The sequence below is a fragment of the Streptomyces sp. WAC 06738 genome, assembly GCF_003945505.1.
GTDB lineage: Bacteria > Actinomycetota > Actinomycetes > Streptomycetales > Streptomycetaceae > Streptomyces.
Map to the genome: position 1 here is coordinate 5,244,335 of NZ_CP029618.1, position 18,970 is coordinate 5,263,304.

Genomic DNA, 18,970 nt, shown 5'->3' on the forward strand with positions numbered 1-18,970 from the left:
CTATTTTATGGTATTTGTCAGCTATGGCTGCGCCCGTCACGCCATGCGCGCCACGGCGATGCCGAAGACCGACAGCCGCATCAACGGTCCGGACAGTGCACCCGGGAGGGCCGTGACGCGCTCGCGCGCGTCGACGCCCTCACTCGGCCCTGGCGACGCCCACCGGGCAGCTCACGCCCGTGCCGCCTATGCCGCAGTAGCCGCCCGGGTTCTTGTCCAGGTACTGCTGGTGGTAGGGCTCCGCCGGGTAGAAGGGGCGGTCGGCTGCCGGAAGGATTTCCGTCGTGATGTCGCCGTAGCCCGAAGCGGACAGGACCTGCTGGTACGACGCGCGCGAGGCGTCCGCCGCCTTCGCCTGGGCGGGGGTGTGGGTGTAGACCGCGGAGCGGTACTGCGTGCCGATGTCGTTGCCCTGGCGGAAGCCCTGCGTCGGGTCGTGGGACTCCCAGAACAGCTTGAGCAGCTCGTCGTACGACACCACCGCCGGGTCGTACACCACCCGGACCGCCTCGGTGTGGCCCGTCCGGCCCGAGCAGACCTCCTCGTACGTCGGGTGCGTCGTGTGTCCGCCCTGGTAGCCGACGAGGGTCGTCCACACGCCCGGCGTCTGCCAGAAGTTGCGCTCGGCGCCCCAGAAACAGCCCAGACCGAAGTCCGCGACCTCCATGCCCTCCGGGTACGGGCCCTCCAGCGCGTGGCCCAGCACCGTGTGGCGCTCCGGGACGGGGAAGGCGGGTGCGGGGCGGCCGGGAATCGCCTCGTCCTTGGTCACGAGGTGGTTCTTGTGGCGGTTCAGGAACATCTCCGGCCTCCTCCGCTGACGTGCTGATTACCCTTTCGAGGAACGTATCGCGCACCTCTGACATTCCCCGCCGCCTCACTTCAACGCGGCGCCCCTGCCGCCCTCGTACCCCGCCACCGCGAGCGCGCGGTACGCCGCGTACTCCGCCGCCGGCTGCTCGCTCAGCGACCAGGGGAGCGCGCCCACGTAGCCGTCCACGTGGCGCATCTGCTCCAGCGCCTCCTCGTACCGCTCCGCCCGCACCAGGAAGCACGCCAGCAGGTGCCGTACGTGCGGCAGCATCGGGTGGTCCGCCGGGGCGTGGTGCACCGCGTACTGCGCGCCCTCGATCGCCTGCCTGACGACCTCGCCCTCGTACAGCCCCCGCACCAGGTTCGCCTCCGGCAGGTGCTCCCAGACCGCGAACAGCGGCAGCGCGGGCAGCAGCGTCCCCGGCCCCGCCGAGGCGGCCGCGCGCTGCGCGAAGTCGTACGCCGCCTCCCTGGAGCCGTGCCACTTCTCGCACGCGTACTGCAGCGCCGCGAGGTGCGCGCCCATGTGGTCACCCGCGCGCTGTTCGACCGTGTGCCACAGCTCCTCGAAGTCCGCCTCGCGGTAGTGCGCCCCGCGGGCGATGGCCAGCTCGATGATGTACGGCATGGGGCTGCCCGGCGCCAGCATCGCCGCCTCCGCGCAGACCTTCTTCGCCTCCTCCAGGATCACCGGGAACTCCGACGCCCCCGCCCCGGCCATCCACGCCTGCCGTACCAGGAACTCCGCGTGCACCTCGGCCCCGCCGACGTCCTTGGGCTTCTCCGCCCGCCACGTGCGCAGCCACGCTCCGCCCTCGCCGGGCGTCTGCGCCAGCTCGAAGGCCGCCGCGCCCGCCAGCGTCTGCACCCGCTGCCAGCGCAGCTCCCACTCGTCGTCGGTGAGCGCGAGCAGCCGGGAGGCCGCCTGCCAGTCCTGGTCCTCCCGCAGCTCCCGCAGGACCTCGGCGAGCTGCGGGTCGGGGCCGGGCAGGCGGACGTCGAGTTCGTCGACGGGTACGAAGCCGTAGCTTCCGGCCGGGTCGACGGCCCGCGCGTTCGACTGCAGCACCTCCCGGCCGCCCCGGGCACGCCGCAGCAGGGGCACGGCGACCCATGCGATCAGGGCGATGGCGAGGAGTGCGAACAACAGTTCCATTAATGTGTCCTGGGTTCTCAAAGAGGGTGCGGGCCGGGCTGGTACACGTACGGGTCCTCCCCTCCAGCAAACCAGACCGTCGCGCGCAACGGCCCCCCTCCAGGGCTTATCCTCGGGCCGCATGAGCCAGCCCAGCTTCGAGACCGTCGCCATCCACGCGGGCCAGGAGCCCGACCCGGCGACGGGCGCGGTCGTACCGCCGATCCACCAGGTGTCCACGTACAAGCAGGACGGGGTGGGGGGCCTGCGCGGAGGCTACGAGTACAGCCGTTCCGCGAACCCCACCCGCACCGCCCTGGAACAGAACCTCGCCGCGCTGGAGGGCGGGGCCCGCGGCCTCGCGTTCGCCTCCGGCCTGGCCGCCGAGGACTGCCTGCTGCGCACCGCGCTCACCCCCGGCGACCACGTGGTCATCCCGGATGACGCGTACGGCGGCTCCTTCCGGCTCTTCGCGAAGGTCGCGGCGCGCTGGGGGGTGGAGTTCTCGGTCGCGCACACCGGGGACCCGGCGGCGGTACGGGCCGCGCTCACCGACCGTACGAAGCTGGTGTGGGTGGAGACGCCCAGCAACCCGCTGCTCGGCATCACCGACATCGCCGCCTCCGCCGCCGTCGCGCATGAGGCCGGTGCCCTGCTCGTCGTCGACAACACCTTCGCCAGCCCCTACCTGCAGCAGCCGCTGGCGCTCGGCGCCGACGTCATCGTGCACTCCACGACCAAGTACATGGGCGGGCACTCGGACGTCGTCGGCGGCGCGCTCGTCGTTGCCGACCGCGAGCTCGGCGAGCGGCTGACGTTCCACCAGAACGCGATGGGCGCGGTGGCCGGGCCGTTCGACGCCTGGCTGGTGCTGCGCGGCATCAAGACGCTGGCCGTACGGATGGACCGGCACAGCGCCAACGCGGCGCGCGTCGCGCACATGCTGGACCGGCACCCGCGCGTGACGCACGTGTACTACCCGGGCCTCGAAGACCACCCCGGCCACGAGACGGCCGCGAAGCAGATGCGCGACTTCGGCGGCATGGTGTCGTTCCGCGTCGAGGGCGGCGAGGAGGCGGCGGTCGAGGTCTGCAACCGGGCGCGGCTCTTCATCCTCGGGGAGTCGCTGGGCGGCGTCGAGTCGCTGATCGAGCACCCGGGGCGGATGACGCACGCCTCGGCGGCGGGGTCGCCGCTGGAGGTGCCGGACGACCTGGTGCGGCTGTCGGTCGGGATCGAGTCGGTGGACGACCTGCTGGCGGACCTCACGCAGGCCCTGGGCGGCTGAGGACGGGGGACCTGCCGGGCCGGGACACGCCCGGCCCGGACACCCGGGCCTGGACCGACCGGGGCCGGGCGGACCCGGAGCGGACGGACCGGGAGCGGGCCTCGCGGCCCCCGTTCGCGCACCGGCTCCATGCCATCGGGTCCGGGCCCTCGGGTCGGCCCCGCCGCCTCACCAGCCGTCGAAGTCCGGCGTTGTCTGCGCCGGGTGATCCACCCACGCGCCGCTCACCGCGGCCCACACCGTAAGCGCCACCAGCGCCGCGACGAGCAGCAGCCACACCCCGGACCGCAGCAGCGTCCGGCGGCGCAGCAGGCGCCGGCCGCGCGCCGCGGCCAGGTCGGCGAGCTGCGGCGGCACGGCGGGGTGCGGGCCGTCGAGGAGGTCGCGTACGGCCTGCTCCTTGCGGGCGGTGATCGAGATCACGGCGTCGCCACCTCCCGTCGCGTACGCCCCGGGGCCGGCGTGTGCCGGCTGAGCATGGCGGCGCTGGCCCGCATCAGTATCTGGTGGACCCGCTCGGGCGGCAGCCCGAGCGCGGCCGCGGTCTGCTCCTCGGCGACGCCCTCCGACATCCGCAGCACGAGCACCAGCCGCTCCTGCGGCGACAGCCGGTCGAGCAGGCCGCCGGAGGTGCGCCGGTAGCGCCAGGCGGTCTGCGCGTAGCGGGCGACGAGCTGCTGCCGCGCGGTCTCGTACGGATCCTCGCCGCGCAGCCGGTCCCAGCGGGCGTACGTACGGGCCAGGGCCTGGGTGAGCAGCCGTTCGGCCTGCGGAGCGGCGTCCGGCGGTTCGGCGGTGAGCAGTTGGGCGGCATGCAGCAGCCGGCCGGCCGCGCCCGCGCAGAAGGTCTCGAACTCCAGGGCACGGCGGCGCTGTTGTGCCGAGCGCCGCTGACGCACAGCGCTGCTCCCTTCACCGCCCTCGAACCAATAGGACGGCAGCCGGGCGCCGGGGTCAAGACGTCGGCGGCACCGAACGCCGGCCGAGACCTGACCTCGTCAGCCGTCCCCCTCCCGCGGGCCGCCGAGGCCGTCCCGCTCCGCGCTCTCCTCCCTGCTCCCCTCTCCGTTCCCCTCCCCGTCCTGCCGGCCGGACTGCCGGCCCTCCTGCTGCCCGGCGTTGGCCTGCGAGACCGAGGTGTTGAACCGCGTGAGCAGGGTGCAGAACGTGGCCCGCTCCATCGGCGTCCAGTCGGCGGTCAGCCGTGCGACCAGCTCGCGCCGCGAATCCTGCACCTCGTGCAGCCGCGCCCTGCCGAGCGGCGTCAGCTCCAGCACGACCGCGCGGCCGTCCTCGGGGTGGGTGGCGCGCTTGACCAGCCCGCCGTCGACGAGCGGCGCGACCTGCCGGGTCACGGTCGAGGAGTCGATGCCCATGCCGGCGGCGAGGGCCTTGACGCCCGTGGGGCCGTGCTGTTCCAGGCGGTTGAGCAGCAGGTAGGCGGCGCGGTCCATCGTGTTGCGCATCTGCCCGGCGCCGGCGAGGCGCGTCTGCTCGGCGCGGCGGGCGAAGACGGCGAGCTGATGCTGCAGGTCGTTCAGCAGGTCGGCCGGTGCCGGGGTGTCGGTGGGAGAAGGGGGGGAGGGCATGGACGGTGCTCACTTCGTGAGGACGTTCACTGGCTGCGGATCTGGCTGCCGGCGCGGACACGGCGGCAGGGTCTGCGGGCGGGTGACTGCGGATACGGGGGCGGGCACGGACACGGGCGCGGGTCGGTCCGTAGGACAGGGGCGAACATTGTGGATTCGAACTGGGCCACAGATTACGCGGCCCCGCCGTGTGCCGTACGGCCTGTGGAAAACCCCCTGTGGAAAACCCGGCGCCATCTCAGCGTGCGAGACTGTGGCCATGAGCGCAGCCGCGGCCGGTGCCGTCAGCCTGGACGACGTTCGCGACGCACAGAACATCCTCGCCGGCATCGCGCGGGTCACTGCGCTGGAGGGCAGCAGGTTCCTCTCCCGGCTGGTCGACGCGCCCGTCCATCTGAAGTGCGAGAACCTCCAGCGGACCGGTTCCTTCAAGCTCCGCGGCGCGTACGTGCGCATCGCCGGGCTCGGCGAGGGGCAGCGCCACCGGGGCGTGGTCGCCGCCAGCGCCGGGAACCACGCGCAGGGCGTCGCCCTGGCCGCGTCGCTGCTGGGCGTGCGCTCGACGGTCTTCATGCCGGTCGGCGCCCCGCTCCCCAAGGTCGCCGCGACGCTGGACTACGGCGCGGACGTCCGGCTGCACGGGCAGGTCGTCGACGAGACGCTGGAGGCGGCGGAGTCGTACGCCGCGGCGACCGGCGCCGTCCTCATCCACCCCTTCGACCACCCCGACGTGGTGGCGGGCCAGGGCACGGTCGGCCTGGAGGTGCTGGAACAGTGCCCCGAGGTGTCGACGATCGTGGTGGGGATCGGCGGCGGCGGCCTGGCGGCCGGCATCGCGGTGGCGGTGAAGGCGGTCCGGCCCGACGTGCGGATCATCGGCGTGCAGGCGGAGGACGCGGCGGCGTATCCGCCCTCGCTCGCCGCGGGGCGGCCGGTGGCGCTGGAGTCGTTCGGGACGATGGCGGACGGCATCCAGGTCGGTAAGCCGGGCGACGTCCCCTTCAAAATCATTGGCGAGTACGTGGACGAGGTGCGTACGGTCTCCGAGGACGCGCTGTCCGCCGCGGTACTGCTGTGCCTGGAGCGGGCGAAGCTGGTCGTCGAGCCGGCCGGAGCGGCTCCGGTCGCCGCCCTGCTGTCCGATCCGGAGGCATTCGGGGGCGGTCCGGTGGTGGCGGTGCTCTCCGGCGGGAACGTCGATCCGCTGCTCGTCCAGCGCATCCTCCGGCACGGCATGGCGGCGGCGGGGAGGTACCTTTCGCTGCGGCTGCGCGTGACCGACCGCCCGGGGGTGCTCGCGACGCTGCTGGGGGTGTTGTCAGAGGCGGACGCTAACGTCCTCGACGTGAGCCATGTGCGGACGGATCCGCGCCTCGGGCTCACGGAGGCCGAAGTCGAGCTACAGCTAGAGACGAAGGGGCGGGAGCACTGTGATCGGGTGCTCGCTGCGCTCCGGAAAGCCGGGTACACGGTGACTGCCTGACACACACGAGTACGACGAGCACGAAGCGCTGTCCGACGCCCACCGTGCCCCACGGGCATCACGCGTCACGCAGCGCCCCCGCGCACGACGCTCCGGACGCGCGCCGCGGCGCCGCTGTCCCGGCCCGTGCGCAACGAGGCGCAGAGGCGCGCACACCCCCCTCAACCCACTGTTCACCCACCCCACACGGCTCTGGCACTCGCGACTTGACGCGATATATCGCGTGTTCTATTCTCCTGCTGTTGTCCGCCCGTCCGCCCATGTCTGACATTTGTTGAGAAGTGCCGCCAGACCGTCCACCACCACCGACTTCCATCCAACCTGGGGAGATCTCTATGCCAGGCGCCATCCACGCCGAAGGGCTGGTCAAGCACTTCGGCGATGTGCGGGCACTGGACGGCGTCGATCTCGACGTCCCCGAAGGCTCCGTTCTCGGTCTGCTCGGTCCCAACGGGGCCGGCAAGACCACCGCCGTCCGTGTGCTGACCACGCTGCTGCGACCCGACGCCGGGCGCGCCGAGGTCGCGGGGATCGACGTCCTCAAGCATCCGAACGAGGTGCGCAGGTCCATCGGCCTGTCCGGCCAGTTCGCCGCGGTCGACGAGTATCTGACCGGCCGCGAGAACCTCCAGATGGTCGGCCAGCTCTACCAGTTGAGTTCGCGCGACGCCAAGGCGCGCGCGGGCGTCCTGCTGGAGCGGTTCAACCTCGCCGACGCCGCGGACCGCACCGCCAAGACGTACTCCGGCGGCATGCGCCGGCGGCTCGACCTGGCCGCCGCGCTCGTCGTCGAGCCGCCCGTGATGTTCATGGACGAGCCGACGACCGGCCTCGACCCGCGCAACCGCCAGCAGCTCTGGGACGTCATCCAGGAGCTGGTCAAGGGCGGCACGACGCTGCTGCTCACCACGCAGTACCTGGAAGAGGCCGACCACCTGGCGCACGACATCTGCGTCATCGACCACGGCCGCGTCATCGCCCGCGGCACCTCCGACGAGCTCAAGGCCCGGACCGGCGGCGAGCGCGTCGAGGTCGTCGTGCACCAGCGCGACCAGATCTTCGCCGCCAGCGAGGTCCTCGGCGCCCTCGGCCAGGGCGAGGTCACGGTCGCGGACCACACCCGCAAGCTCACCGTGCCCGTCAGCGGCGGTGCCCGGCTGCTCGCCGACGTCATCCGCGACCTCGACGAGCGCGGCATCGCCATCGACGACATCGGGCTGCGCCGTCCCACGCTGGACGACGTGTTCATCTCGCTCACCGGCCACGCGGCCGAGGACGAGGACGGGAACGGGAAGGCCATCGAGGACGGCGGCCCCGGGGCCGCCGCAGACGCCGCGAAGGAGACCGACAAGTGACCGCCTCGACCGCCCCGGCGCGCCCGGGCCCCACGGCGCCGCCGGCTCTGGGGGGTGTCGGCCAGTCCGCCCGCGACTCGCTGGTCGTCGCCAAGCGCAACCTGCTCCGGATGTCCCGCATCCCGGAAGTCGTCATCTTCGGCCTGATCCAGCCGATCATGTTCGTGGTGCTGTTCTCGTACGTGTTCGGCGGCTCGATGAACGTCGGCGGCAGCACGGACTCCGACGTGTACCGCGAGTTCCTGATGGCCGGCATCTTCGCCCAGACCGTCACCTTCGCCACGGCGGGCGCGGGCGCCGGCATAGCCGAGGACATGCACAAGGGCCTCATCGACCGCTTCCGGTCGCTGCCGATGGCCCGCGGCGCGGTCCTCACCGGCCGTACCCTGGCCGACCTGGTGCAGACCGCGCTGACGCTGGTGGTGCTGGCGCTCGTCGCCGCGCTGGTCGGCTGGCGGTTCCACGAGGGCCTGCCGAAGGCGCTGGCCGCGTTCGCCCTGCTGCTCCTGCTGGGCTACGCCTTCACCTGGGTCGGCGCGCTCATCGGGCTGTCGGTGCGTACGCCCGAGGCGGCCACGTCCGGCGGGCTGGTCTGGCTCTTCCCGGTGACGTTCGTCTCGAACGCCTTCGTGGACTCCAGCAGAATGACGCCCTGGCTGCAGCACATCGCCGACTGGAACCCCTTCAGCGCGACCGTGCAGGCGTGCCGCGAGCTCTTCGGCAACCCGGGCGTCAGCCCGTCCGACGCCTGGCCGATGCAGCACCCGGTGCTCGCCTCGCTGATCTACTCGGTCGCCATCATCGCGCTCTTCCGCACGCTGGCGGTGCGGAAGTACCGCAACTCCGCCGGGTAACACGCCCCGCGGCGCACGTCGAAGCCCCCGGCCGGGGAACCTCGGTTCCCGCCGGGGGCTTCGCGATGGGCTGCTGCCTCCGACGCGCGGTCAGGCTGCGTACGGCTTGGCGTTGAGGATCGTCACCATGGCCTTCTTGCCGTTCGGCAACTCGTAGCTCGCCTCCTCGCCGATCTTCTTGCCGTTGACTCCCATGCCCAGCGGCGACTGCGGCGAGTACGTCTCGACGTCCCCGCTCGCGTACTCCCGGGAGGCCATCAGGAAGGTGAGGGTGTCGCTCTCGTCACCGTCGAAGGCGATCGTGACGACCATCCCGGGCTCGACGACACCGTCGTCCGGCGGGGCCTCGCCGACCTTCGCGTTCTCGAGAAGCTGCTGAAGCTGGCGGACGCGCAGCTCCTGCTTGCCCTGCTCCTCCTTGGCCGCGTGATACCCGCCGTTCTCCCGCAGGTCACCCTCCTCACGAGCCGCCTCGATCTTCTTGGCGATCTCGGTGCGTGCGGGACCCGACAGGTGCTCCAGCTCGGCCTTGAGCTGGTCATACGCCGCCTGGGTCAGCCAGGTGACGTTGTCGCTGGTCTGGGTCACAGGTGCTCCTTGTCGGTGGTGGTTCTGGTGCTGGGGGAAGTTCTCATGCGTCTGTGATGCAGCAATCGCCCTACCCAGAAGAATTGCGCCTTCGTGGGTGGGGCGAAACCACGATCGTAACAATTCCGGCAGCGAGACGGCGACTGTTATCGCTCGTCGGCCGCCTTGCAGCCGACGAGCTCGGCGTTGGTGCCGCGCTCCGTGGTCCGGATCGACACCACGGTGTCGACGCGGGTCTTCGGCTCGTCGATGCGCACGTCGCGCACGCCGACCTCGGACTTGTCCGCTGCCAGCGAACGCAGCGTGCAGACGGCGTCGACGTCGGACTTCTTGCGGACCTCGAGGTGCGCCTGGACCTCGGTGTCGGACATCACCTGGAAGCGGATCAGCTCCCCGGACGCCTTCGAACCGGCCGTCGCGTCGACAGCGCCCCAGGCCACGAAGCCGAGCAGGGCCGCGCCGAGCACGGCGCCGACGACCTTCAGCCGCCGGTCGGCACGGGCGTCGGCCGAGCGGCCGTAACGGCCCTCGGGCAGCGTTTGGGGCGCACCGGCCATGATGGTCCCTCCCGGCAGAGCGGCTGGCTGCGGCTGACGGCGGAATGAATTGTCAGTCCGCTCAGTCACTATAGAAGCCGGCCTAGACGACCTGTTACCGAGGATTGAATCTGTGAGCGATGACCTGCGGCTGATGGCCGTCCACGCACACCCCGACGACGAGTCGAGCAAGGGTGCGGCCACCATGGCCAAGTACGTCTCGGAGGGCGTCGAGGTCCTGGTCGCCACCTGCACGGGAGGCGAGCGGGGGTCGATCCTGAACCCGAAGCTTCAGGGCGATGCCTTCATCGAGAAGAACATGCACGAGGTACGGCGCAAGGAGATGGCCGAGGCGCGGGAGATCCTCGGTGTGAAGCAGGCGTGGCTGGGGTTCGTCGACTCCGGGCTGCCGGAGGGGGACCCGCTGCCGCCGCTGCCGGAGGGCTGCTTCGCGCTGCAGGAGGTCGACGAGGCGGCGGAGGCGCTCGTCCGGCTGATCCGCGAGTTCAAGCCGCAGGTCATCACGACCTACGACGAGAACGGCGGCTATCCGCACCCCGACCACATCATGACCCACAAGATCACGATGGCCGCCTTCGACGCCGCCGGCGACCCCGCGCGCTACCCGGACGCGGGCGAGCCCTGGCAGCCGCTGAAGGTCTACTACAACCAGGGCTTCAACCGGCCGCGGACCGTCGCGCTGCACGAGGCGATGCTCGCGCGCGGGCTGGAGTCGCCGTACGGGGAGTGGCTGGAGCGGTGGAAGGAGTTCGAGCGCAAGGAGCGCACGATCACGACGTACGTGCCGTGCGCCGACTTCTTCGCGATCCGCGACAAGGCGCTGATCGCGCACGCGACGCAGATCGACCCCGACGGGCCGTTCTTCAAGATCCCCATGGAGGTCCAGCAGGAGGTCTGGCCCACCGAGGAGTACGAGCTGGCGAAGTCGCTCGTGGATACTTCCCTCCCCGAGGACGACCTCTTCGCCGGCATCCGCGACAATTGAGCGTGTGAACACCACATTGGCTGCCGATCTCGTCCCGCTCGCGGAGGAGCTCGACAAGAACAAGGTCACGCCGGGCGTCCTCGGCTTCATCGTCTTCGCGCTGCTCGGCGTCGCGGTGTGGTTCCTGCTGAAGAGCATGAACCGCCACCTGGGCAAGGTCGACTTCAAGGAGAAGACCGACCGCGGCGACGCCGGCCCCGGCGGCTCCCGCCCGGAGGGCGAGGGCCCGGGAGACGGGGGCGACCCGCGTGACGACAGGCCCCGCGGGGACGCACCGCGCGGGTCGGCCCCGCGCGGTGACGCGCCCCGCGGCGGCGCCCCGCGCGACGACAGCCCAAGCGGCGAGTCACCGCGCACCCCGGCGCCGGCGGAGAGCCCGGCGGCCGGCAAGCAGCCGGTCGGCCGCCGCCGCTGACGACGGCGGCGGGCACGGCCTCCGGGCCGGTACGGGCCAGTGGCGCCACGCCGGGATCCCGGGCGCGCTCGGCACCCGGCCACGCCGTCGCCCCTGCCTGAGCGCGGCCGGGCGCGGCCGGTCCGTGGTCAGCGGCGGGCTTCCGGGCCGCCGGACGGGCCGTCTGCCGCCGGTCAGCCCGCCAGGGCGCCGTCGCCCGCGGGGGCCGCGCCGTCCAGCGGGACGCCCATGACCTCCCGGGCATGGCGGCTCGGGACCATCCCCAGGCGCCACGCCTGCCAGCCCGTCTCCGGCTCCACGCCACGCTCCAGCACGAGCTGGAACGTCTCCGCGTAGTCCTCCAGCGCCGGGTCGACCACTCCGCGGCGCCCCGCGGTCACCGTACGCAGCTCCTCCAGCAGCTCCGACAGCTCCTGCTGCGCCACCGCCGCACCCACCACCGAGCCGCCGGGCGAGGCGAACGGCAGCAGCGTGCAGCGCAGGAACCGGGCCCACGTCGCCCCCCGCCGGTCGCCGATGCCGCCGAACAGGTCTATCGCCGTGTCCACCAGCTCCAGCGCCTGCCCCGCGCGGCCGTTGCCCGCGTCGATTACCGCCAGCTCGATGCAGGACCACCCCTCGCCGTGGGCCACGCCCACCCGGCGGAAGTCCTGCCTGGCGTCCTGGAGCAACTGCCGGGCGAAGCCGCTGTTGCGCAGCGTGCCGGTCTGCTCGGCGCGCAGGTCGCGGGTGACCCGCGCGGAGTGGTGCCGCGCGCAGGCCAGCCCGTACACGTCCCGCATGCGGCTGAACATCGAGCGGGACCGCTCCAGCGCCCGCACCGCCGACTCCCGCTTGCCCGCGCCCTCCTGGGCCTGCCCCAGGTAGTACAGCGTCCAGGCCTCACCGCGCGCGTCGTCGTTCTCCCGGTGCCGGGCGAGGGCCGCCTTGAGCTGCGTCACGGCCGTGGCCGGGTCGGCGGCGACGAGCCGGGCGCGGGCGAGCTGCGTCATCGCCCATGCCTCGCCGCGGCCGTCGCGGGTGCGCGCGTACTGCTCCAGGGCCTCCTCCAACTCCTCCTCGGCTCCCGGGACGTCGCCCATCCGCAGCCGCACCTGCCCGAGCTGGAAGTGCGCCCATGCCTGGCCGTGCACGCTCTCGCTCTCCTGGTGCAGCGCGAGCGCCTGGTCCAGCAGCGTCAGCGCGTCGCCCAACTGGGCGCGGTCGCGCAGCACGGCCGCCAGCGCGTGCAGCGTCCAGGCGCGGTCGCCGCGCATGTTCTCGCCCTGCTGCATCTGCAGGGCCTCGCGCAGCTTCGCCTCCGCCTCGCGCAGGCTGCCCTGCTGCTGCAGGGTGATGCCCAGGTCGCGCAGGGCCCGGGCGGCGCCGGCGGAGTGCTGCGCCTCCCGGTAGAGGTCGACCACGGAGGAGAGCGTGGAGCGGGCCTTGTCCAGCTCGCCGAGCTGCCGGGCGGCGACGCCCGTACGCCACTGGACCGAGCGCATCAGCAGTCCCTGGTCGGCGGCCTTGGTGAGCTCGTTCAGCTCGCCGAGGCGGTACAGGTCGCCGCGGAGCAGGCAGTAGTCCGCGAGGGCGCCCAGCAGATGCAGCACGGTGGCCTGGTCCACGCCCTCGGCGTGCCGCAGGGCGGCGGTGATGAAGCTCTGCTCGTCGTCCAGCCAGCGCAGCGCCGCGTCCAGCGAGGTGAAGCCGTGCGAGCCGAACCGGTCGGCGCGCGTCGACGTGCGCCCGTCGACCAGCCGGATCACCGAGTCGGCCAGCTCCGCATAGCTGCGGATCAGCCGCTCGTGCGCGGCGGCGCGCACCTCGGGGTCCTCCTCGTCGAGCAGCCGGGCGTACGCGAAGCGGCGCACCAGGTCGTGCACCCGGAAGCGGGAGCCGCGCACGTGCTCCACCAGCCCGGCGCGGGCCAGCGCCGTCAGCCGCTTGCCGGCCTCCTCCTGGCCGACGTCGAGGAGGGCGGCGCAGGCCGCCGCTCCCAGGCTCGCCCGGCCGACCAGAGACAGCCGGCGCAGCAGCGCCCGGGTCGGCTCCGCCAGGTCGCCGTAGCGCAGCCACAGGGCGCGCTCCACCGGACCCACCGGCCCGTAGGCGTCCAGCGCCTCGGCGAGCCCGACGAGGCTGCGCCCGTCCAGCGCGGAGCCCGCGATGCGCAGCGCCAGCGGCAGCCCGCCGCAGAGCATCCCGATGCGGTCGGTGGACTGCGCGTCGTACGGGTCGGCGGAGCGCTCGCCGCCCTCCGTCCCCCGGGCCATGGCGCTCAGCAGCTCCTCGGCCGCGGTCGGCTCCAGGCCCTCGACGGGCATGTGGTGCACCCAGGCGTCGAGGTCGTCGGGCAGTTCGAGACGCTCGCGCGAGGTCACCAGCACCAGGCTCTCGGAGCGCTCCGGCACCAGCAGCCTGACCTGCTCGGCGTCGACCGCGTCGTCCAGCACTATCGACACCGGCAGCGAGGTCAGGTGCTGGTGGTACAGCTCGATGAGCCGGCGCAACTGCGCGTCGTGCGCCGGGCGCTCGCGGAACATGAGCTGGTCGCGCGGGGCGCCGAGGCGGTTGAGCAGGTGCAGCAGTGCGTCGCGGGTGGGCAGCGGGTCCTCGCCCAGGCTCTCCCCGCGCAGGTCCACCACCACGGCGGCGCGGAACTGCTCGCGCAGTTGGTGAGCGGCGCGGACCGCGAGCGTGGTGCGCCCGGCGCCGGGCGGGCCGTGCAGCAGGACGACGGTCGGCTTGGTCTCCGTGCTGGCGCGGCCCTGCTGCACCCACCCGGCGATCTGGGTGAGCTGCGCCTTGCGGCCCACGTACACCGGGGAGGCCTCGGGCAGTTGGCGGTAGGACTGCTCCAGGGTGGCCCGCTGCCGCGCCTCCTGGCTGCGGTTCCGGCGCGACTGGGGCTCGCGGTCCGTACCCCCGCCGCCGGCCGTGCCCGGCCGGGGGCGGTCCGCGGCGGGCTCGGCGCGACTGCCGGTGCGGGTGGCGGCCGAGATCATCCGCTGCTGGTCGAAGAAGGGCCGCACGCCGCGCAGCTCCAGCGCCGTCAGCCACTGCAGCCGGAGCTGCTCCGGGCCGCCGGGCTGCCGGGCGGCGCCCGAGCGCGTGTTGCCCGAAAGCCAGTGGGCCAGGCCGATCTGCACCAGTCCCGCGACGAGCCCGGCGAGGCCGGCCGCCACCCCGGTCCAGAGCGCAGCCGTGGAGCCCAGACCCTCCTCGGCCGAGACGAGCAGGGCGATGGCGGCGGCGCTGAGCGTCGCGGTCACGGCGGGCCCGATCGACTGCGGGGTGAAGCGCTCGGCGAGCGAGCGCCTGCCGGCGGCGGCCTCGTCCAGCGCGCGCACATACGCCCCATACTCCTCGGCGGCGCGCTCCGCCATGTCGTCCAGCGCCGCCCGCGCCCGGCCGAGCAGCACCACGCCGTCGGTCCGGCCACCGGAGCGGCGCACTTCTTCCTCCACCGCGCGGGTGAGAAGAAGCTCCGCCTCCCCCCGATGCTTGTCGCGCAGTCGGGACGCTGTGCCCGGCATGTGCTCCCCTCCCATACCCGTCGCTCGCCCGTGCAGTTGCCCTGCACAGCCAAGTCTTCCGCGTTTCCCGGGCATTCGGCATCCCCCTGTGGATAACTCGGCCGGATGACGCGGTGAATGAAGAGCTGATATCACCGCGTATCCGGTCCCCGAGCGGAATTGGGGGGCGGGGGAAAACACGGACCGGCGGGTACGACGCCGTTGTCGTACCCGCCGGTCCGGCCGGCCGCGTACCAGGTCAGCCCAGGCGGTCGACCAGCGCGCGGTACTCGTCCCACAGCTCCTTCGGAGTGTGGTCGCCGAAGGTCTCGAGGTGCGCGGGGATCAGCGCGGCCTCCTCGCGCCAGACTTCGGGGTCCACGGAGAGCAGGAAGTCGAGCTGCTCGTCGGTGAGTTCGAGCCCGTCCACGTCCAGTGCGCCCTTGGCGGGCAGCACGCCGATGGGGGTCTCGACGCCTTCGGCCTCGCCGTTGAGCCGTTCGACGATCCACTTCAGCACGCGGCTGTTCTCGCCGAACCCGGGCCAGACGAACGATCCGTCCGCGTCCTTGCGGAACCAGTTGACGTAGTAGATCTTCGGCAGTTTTGCGGCGTCCGCGGAGGCGCCGACCTTGAGCCAGTGGCCGAAGTAGTCGCCCATGTTGTAGCCGCAGAAGGGCAGCATGGCGAACGGGTCGCGACGCAGCTCGCCGACCTTTCCCTCGGCGGCGGCGGTCTTCTCGGAGGCGACGTTGGCGCCGAGGAAGACGCCGTGCTGCCAGTCGAAGGACTCGGTGACCAGCGGCACCGCGGTGGCGCGGCGGCCGCCGAAGAGGATGGCCGAGATCGGCACGCCCCTGGGGTCCTCCCACTCCGGCGCGATCGTCGGGCACTGCGCGGCCGGCACCGTGAAGCGGGCGTTGGGGTGGGCGGCGGGGGTGCCGGACTGCGGGGTCCAGTCGTTGCCGAGCCAGTCGGTGAGGTGCGCCGGGGGCTCGTCGGTCATGCCCTCCCACCACACGTCCCCGTCGTCGGTGAGGGCGACGTTGGTGAAGACCGAGTTGCCCCACAGGGTCTTCATGGCATTGGCGTTGGTGTGCTCCCCGGTGCCGGGCGCGACGCCGAAGAAGCCGGCCTCGGGATTGATGGCGTACAGCCGGCCGTCCTCGCCGAAGCGCATCCAGGCGATGTCGTCGCCGATGGTCTCCACGGTCCAGCCGCGGGTGGTCGGCTCCAGCATGGCGAGGTTGGTCTTGCCGCAGGCCGAGGGGAACGCGGCGGCGACGTACTTGGACTCGCCGCGCGGCGGGGTGAGCTTGAGCACCAGCATGTGCTCGGCGAGCCAGCCCTCGTCGCGCGCCATGACGGAGGCGATGCGCAGGGCGTAGCACTTCTTGCCCAGCAGGGCGTTGCCGCCGTAGCCGGATCCGTACGACCAGATCTCGCGGGTCTCGGGGAAGTGCGAGATGTACTTCGTCGAACTGCACGGCCAGGGCACGTCCTGCTGTCCGGGCTCCAGGGGTGCGCCGACGGAGTGGACGGCCCTGACGAAGAAGCCGTCGTCGCCCAGCTCGTCGAGGACCGCGCGGCCCATGCGCGTCATGGTGCGCATGGCGGTGGCGACGTACGCGGAGTCGGTGATCTCGACGCCGAGCGCGGAGAGCGGCGAGCCCAGCGGGCCCATGCAGAAGGGGACGACGTACATGGTGCGGCCGCGCATGGCGCCGCGGAAGAGGCCGCCGTTGCCGGAGGTGCCGGTGAAGACCTCGCGCATCTCGGCCGGGTCCATCCAGTGGTTGGTCGGCCCGGCGTCCTCCTCCTGCTCGGAGCAGATGAACGTACGGTCCTCGACCCGCGCGACGTCGGTCGGGTCGGACGCGGCGTAGTACGAACCGGGCCGCTTGACGGGGTCCAGCTTCGTGAACGTGCCCTTGGCGACGAGTTCGGCGCACAGGCGGTCGTACTCCGCCTGGGAGCCGTCGCACCACACGATCTCGTCGGGCTGGGTGAGGTCGGCGATCTCCTGGACCCAGGAGAGGAGCCCTTCGTGCTTGGTCGGGGTGGTCATGAGTGCTGCTTGCTCCAGATGTAGAGGGTTTGGGCTGTTTCTTCTCTTCTGTCACATCTATCTGGTTTTCAAGACCGTTACCCCTTGGGGGTGCCGACCCGGTCGCCGCTCATATGAGCCCATCCGGTGTCGGGTGTGCGCTCGTTTGATGATGAGGTAGCTCAGACGTCATGTCCAGCCGGCTCCTGCGTGAACAGCGCCACTCCCGGGCCGCAACCTGCGGACGCGTCGGTAGCATGGGCGGATGAGTGCGACGGGCGAGGGAGAGCTGCAGCGGGTCGCGAACGCCGCGGCCGCCGTGCTCAAGCCGCGGCTGCGCGGCTGGTTGCACGCGGTGATGTTCCCGGCGGCGCTCTTCGCGGGGGTGCTCCTCACAGCGATGGCCGAGAGTCCGCGCGGCCGGCTCGCCTGCGCGGTCTACACCTTGACGGCCTGCCTGCTCTTCGGCGTCAGCGCGCTCTACCACCGCGGCGACTGGGGCCCCCGGGCCGCGGCCGTGCTGCGCCGGCTCGACCACGCGAACATCTTCCTGATCATCGCGGGCACGTACACGCCGTTCACGATCCTGCTGCTGGAGGGCGGCAGGCAGCAGGCGCTGCTCTGGTTCATCTGGGCGGCGGCGCTCGCCGGGATCGCGTTCCGTGTGCTGTGGGTCGGTGCGCCGCGCTGGCTCTACACGCCCTGCTACATCGCGATGGGCTGGGCGGCCGTGTTCTTCCTGCCGGACTTCATGCGCGCGGGTGGTATCGCGGTCTTCGTCCTGGTCCTCGTGGGCGGCGTGCTGTACAGCGCGGGCGGCGTGATCTACGGGATCAAGCGGCCCAACCCGTCGCCGCGTTGGTTCGGCTTCCACGAGGTCTTCCACTCGTTCACGCTGGCGGCGTTCGCCGTCCACTACGTCGGGATCTCCCTGGTGGCGTACCGCCACGCCTGAGCCGGGCCGGGGAGTTCGTGTCAGTCATCCGACTGTCCGGGTGATCTGCTCGTGTCGGCTTCTGCACTTCGGGGTGCAAAAGCCGCGGGGGTGCTGTTATTCGGGGCGAACAACCACCCTCGCTCCCCGTGGAGGCAGAAATGCGCATCCGTATGCTCGCCCGCTCCCTGGCCGTCAGCGCCGTCGTGGTCGGCCTCGCCGGTGCCGGTGCCGGTGTCGCTGCGGCCCAGGCCACGCAGCCGAAGTCCGGCAAGTCGTGCTGCACCAAGGCGTACTACAACAAGTCGTTCAACAAGATCCACAAGGAGAACAACAAGTTCCACAAGTCGTTCAACAAGATCCACAAGACCTGGAACAAGGTCGACGTGGACGTCGACGTCGAGAACAAGATCAACAGCCGTGTCTCGGGCAACAAGTACACGGAGATCAGCCCGTCGTCCACGGTGGTGTTCGGCCCGCTGCAGAGCTACAACCACTAGGCGACGATCCCGGGTCCGGCCCGCACCTCCTCCTGTGCGGGCCGGACCTTTGCTGTTCCTCCGCCGTTTTCCCCGCCTGGGTCGCCTGCGGCCCTGGCGGTCGATTCTGCGAGTTGCTATCTTTTGGAAGTGACTTCCAAAAGATGCTGGTGGGCTCTCGGCGGGCTCGTCATGGACCGGGGACCGGGGGGGCCCGCGGAAAGAAGGGAAGACCGGCCGCGGCGCCGGAATAGCCGCGGCCAAGGGCGGTGCAGGACAATGAGGAGCATGGTCTCCTCCCGTACCTCCGCCGCCCCACCCGTCGCCGCCTCCCAGGCGGCTTCGGTCGCCGAGGCCGGGCTCGGTCTGCGCGAGCGCAAGAAGCTGCGCACCCGCCAGGCGATCCGGCAGGCGGCGTACCGGCTGATCGGGAAGCAGGGGTACGAGCAGACCACCGTCGAGCAGATCGCCGAGGCCGCCGAGGTCTCGCCGAGCACCGTCTTCCGGTACTTCGCGACCAAGGAGGACATCATCCTCACCGACGAGTACGACCCGGTGCTGGAGCAGGCCATCCTCGACCGGCCGGCGGACGAGCCGCCGCTCGTCGCGCTGCGGGAGGCGGTGGTCGCCTCGCTGCGGCTGCTCTACGACGAGTTCCGGCCCGAGTTCGTGCTCCGGATGCAGTTGGTGCGCGAGGTGCCGGCGCTGCGCGCGCAGATGCACGAGGGCATGGACCAGAACGTCGAGTTGCTCTGCAGGGTGCTCTCCGAGCGCACCGGGCGGCCGAGGGACGACTTCGAGCTCCGGGTGGTGGTGGGGGCGATCTTCGGGGCGCTGACGCAGGTGCTGTTCGAGTGGGTGGACCGGGGGCCGGAGGGCGACCTGGTGGAGACGGTCGACCGGGCGCTGGCGGTGCTGGAGCGCGGCATGACGCTGTGAGCGGCCCGACCC

General features: G+C 72.0%; 18 protein-coding genes. 9 read left to right on the forward strand and 9 right to left on the reverse strand.

The annotated features are described in order from the left end of the window. Positions 1 to 139: 139 nt before the first annotated feature. Both msrA and DMB38_RS23285 read right to left on the reverse strand, forming a co-directional pair. On the reverse strand, positions 140 to 802 hold the full coding sequence (msrA, locus tag DMB38_RS23280; protein WP_125936796.1) for a peptide-methionine (S)-S-oxide reductase MsrA: 663 nt from the start codon (positions 800 to 802) through the stop codon (positions 140 to 142). A 75-nt stretch (positions 803 to 877) separates the two neighbouring features. Further along, positions 878 to 1,969, reverse strand: coding sequence for a hypothetical protein (locus DMB38_RS23285; protein ID WP_206337728.1), 1,092 nt, complete (start codon positions 1,967 to 1,969; stop codon positions 878 to 880). A gap of 121 nt (positions 1,970 to 2,090) precedes the next feature. Between DMB38_RS23285 and DMB38_RS23290 the strand changes: the two genes are divergently transcribed. Continuing rightward, on the forward strand, positions 2,091 to 3,236 hold the full coding sequence (locus tag DMB38_RS23290) for a cystathionine gamma-synthase (RefSeq protein ID WP_125936797.1): 1,146 nt from the start codon (positions 2,091 to 2,093) through the stop codon (positions 3,234 to 3,236). 168 nt (positions 3,237 to 3,404) lie between these two features. Here DMB38_RS23290 and DMB38_RS23295 read toward each other — a convergent pair whose 3' ends face one another. From DMB38_RS23295 to DMB38_RS23305, 3 genes are all read right to left on the reverse strand, one after another. Then, positions 3,405 to 3,659, reverse strand: coding sequence for a hypothetical protein (locus DMB38_RS23295; protein ID WP_047017744.1), 255 nt, complete (start codon positions 3,657 to 3,659; stop codon positions 3,405 to 3,407). Continuing rightward, a complete protein-coding gene (locus DMB38_RS23300; RefSeq protein WP_047017745.1) occupies positions 3,656 to 4,135 on the reverse strand; it encodes a sigma factor-like helix-turn-helix DNA-binding protein in 480 nt (159 codons plus the stop codon). Before DMB38_RS23300 ends, DMB38_RS23295 begins: the two co-directional genes overlap by 4 nt. 99 nt (positions 4,136 to 4,234) lie before the next feature. Next, positions 4,235 to 4,825 (reverse strand): MarR family transcriptional regulator, encoded by a 591-nt coding sequence (locus DMB38_RS23305; RefSeq protein WP_125936798.1) that lies wholly within the window; start codon positions 4,823 to 4,825, stop codon positions 4,235 to 4,237. Positions 4,826 to 5,084: 259 nt separating this feature from the next. On the opposite strand from DMB38_RS23305, the gene ilvA reads away from it, so the two are divergent. The 3 genes from ilvA to DMB38_RS23320 all read left to right on the forward strand — a co-directional run bounded on the left by ilvA (position 5,085) and on the right by DMB38_RS23320 (position 8,517). Then, positions 5,085 to 6,308: a threonine ammonia-lyase gene (gene ilvA, locus DMB38_RS23310; protein ID WP_125936799.1), complete on the forward strand. Its 1,224-nt coding sequence runs from the start codon at positions 5,085 to 5,087 to the stop codon at positions 6,306 to 6,308. 335 nt (positions 6,309 to 6,643) lie between these two features. Further along, positions 6,644 to 7,663 (forward strand): ATP-binding cassette domain-containing protein, encoded by a 1,020-nt coding sequence (locus DMB38_RS23315; protein WP_125936800.1) that lies wholly within the window; start codon positions 6,644 to 6,646, stop codon positions 7,661 to 7,663. A 47-nt stretch (positions 7,664 to 7,710) separates the two neighbouring features. Then, positions 7,711 to 8,517, forward strand: a complete 807-nt coding sequence (locus DMB38_RS23320) for an ABC transporter permease (protein WP_164716216.1) — start codon at positions 7,711 to 7,713, stop codon at positions 8,515 to 8,517. A 90-nt stretch (positions 8,518 to 8,607) separates the two neighbouring features. On the opposite strand, the gene greA is transcribed toward DMB38_RS23320, so the two are convergent. Beyond that, a complete protein-coding gene (gene greA / locus DMB38_RS23325; RefSeq protein WP_125936802.1) occupies positions 8,608 to 9,105 on the reverse strand; it encodes a transcription elongation factor GreA in 498 nt (165 codons plus the stop codon). Between the two features lie 146 nt (positions 9,106 to 9,251). Continuing rightward, the gene (locus DMB38_RS23330) at positions 9,252 to 9,662 is read right to left on the reverse strand and encodes a DUF4307 domain-containing protein (RefSeq protein WP_125936803.1); all 411 of its coding nucleotides are present in this window, start codon (positions 9,660 to 9,662) and stop codon (positions 9,252 to 9,254) included. Between the two features lie 112 nt (positions 9,663 to 9,774). On the opposite strand from DMB38_RS23330, the gene mca reads away from it, so the two are divergent. Together mca and DMB38_RS23340 are read left to right on the forward strand one after the other, a co-directional pair. Further along, positions 9,775 to 10,647, forward strand: a complete 873-nt coding sequence (gene mca, locus DMB38_RS23335) for a mycothiol conjugate amidase Mca (protein WP_125936804.1) — start codon at positions 9,775 to 9,777, stop codon at positions 10,645 to 10,647. Between the two features lie 4 nt (positions 10,648 to 10,651). After that, positions 10,652 to 11,062, forward strand: a complete 411-nt coding sequence (locus DMB38_RS23340) for a hypothetical protein (protein ID WP_240662430.1) — start codon at positions 10,652 to 10,654, stop codon at positions 11,060 to 11,062. 173 nt (positions 11,063 to 11,235) lie between these two features. Here the strand turns inward: DMB38_RS23340 and DMB38_RS23345 are convergent, their stop codons facing one another. Both DMB38_RS23345 and DMB38_RS23350 read right to left on the reverse strand, forming a co-directional pair. After that, on the reverse strand, positions 11,236 to 14,580 hold the full coding sequence (locus DMB38_RS23345; protein ID WP_206337729.1) for a tetratricopeptide repeat protein: 3,345 nt from the start codon (positions 14,578 to 14,580) through the stop codon (positions 11,236 to 11,238). A 238-nt stretch (positions 14,581 to 14,818) separates the two neighbouring features. Further along, positions 14,819 to 16,627, reverse strand: a complete 1,809-nt coding sequence (locus DMB38_RS23350) for a phosphoenolpyruvate carboxykinase (GTP) (RefSeq protein ID WP_125936805.1) — start codon at positions 16,625 to 16,627, stop codon at positions 14,819 to 14,821. Positions 16,628 to 16,871: 244 nt separating this feature from the next. Between DMB38_RS23350 and DMB38_RS23355 the strand changes: the two genes are divergently transcribed. The 3 genes from DMB38_RS23355 to DMB38_RS23365 all read left to right on the forward strand — a co-directional run bounded on the left by DMB38_RS23355 (position 16,872) and on the right by DMB38_RS23365 (position 18,958). Next, positions 16,872 to 17,561 (forward strand): hemolysin III family protein, encoded by a 690-nt coding sequence (locus DMB38_RS23355; RefSeq protein WP_125936806.1) that lies wholly within the window; start codon positions 16,872 to 16,874, stop codon positions 17,559 to 17,561. 140 nt (positions 17,562 to 17,701) lie between these two features. Beyond that, positions 17,702 to 18,040, forward strand: a complete 339-nt coding sequence (locus DMB38_RS23360; protein WP_240662431.1) for a hypothetical protein — start codon at positions 17,702 to 17,704, stop codon at positions 18,038 to 18,040. 267 nt (positions 18,041 to 18,307) lie between these two features. After that, positions 18,308 to 18,958 carry a TetR family transcriptional regulator gene (locus DMB38_RS23365; RefSeq protein ID WP_164716083.1) on the forward strand — a complete coding sequence of 217 codons (651 nt, stop codon included), beginning with the start codon at positions 18,308 to 18,310 and terminating at the stop codon, positions 18,956 to 18,958. Positions 18,959 to 18,970: the final 12 nt, after the last annotated feature.

Bases quoted from the DNA above. Each gene is read 5' to 3' on its own strand.
- msrA (WP_125936796.1), bottom strand. From the start codon at position 802: ATGTTCCTGAACCGCCACAAGAACCACCTCGTGACCAAGGACGAGGCG.
- DMB38_RS23285 (WP_206337728.1), bottom strand. From the start codon at position 1,969: ATGGAACTGTTGTTCGCACTCCTCGCCATCGCCCTGATCGCATGGGTC.
- DMB38_RS23290 (WP_125936797.1), top strand. From the start codon at position 2,091: ATGAGCCAGCCCAGCTTCGAGACCGTCGCCATCCACGCGGGCCAGGAG.
- DMB38_RS23305 (WP_125936798.1), bottom strand. From the start codon at position 4,825: ATGCCCTCCCCCCCTTCTCCCACCGACACCCCGGCACCGGCCGACCTG.
- ilvA (WP_125936799.1), top strand. From the start codon at position 5,085: ATGAGCGCAGCCGCGGCCGGTGCCGTCAGCCTGGACGACGTTCGCGAC.
- DMB38_RS23315 (WP_125936800.1), top strand. From the start codon at position 6,644: ATGCCAGGCGCCATCCACGCCGAAGGGCTGGTCAAGCACTTCGGCGAT.
- DMB38_RS23330 (WP_125936803.1), bottom strand. From the start codon at position 9,662: ATGGCCGGTGCGCCCCAAACGCTGCCCGAGGGCCGTTACGGCCGCTCG.
- DMB38_RS23345 (WP_206337729.1), bottom strand. From the start codon at position 14,580: ATGCCGGGCACAGCGTCCCGACTGCGCGACAAGCATCGGGGGGAGGCG.
- DMB38_RS23350 (WP_125936805.1), bottom strand. From the start codon at position 16,627: ATGACCACCCCGACCAAGCACGAAGGGCTCCTCTCCTGGGTCCAGGAG.
- DMB38_RS23355 (WP_125936806.1), top strand. From the start codon at position 16,872: ATGAGTGCGACGGGCGAGGGAGAGCTGCAGCGGGTCGCGAACGCCGCG.
- DMB38_RS23360 (WP_240662431.1), top strand. From the start codon at position 17,702: ATGCGCATCCGTATGCTCGCCCGCTCCCTGGCCGTCAGCGCCGTCGTG.
- DMB38_RS23365 (WP_164716083.1), top strand. From the start codon at position 18,308: ATGGTCTCCTCCCGTACCTCCGCCGCCCCACCCGTCGCCGCCTCCCAG.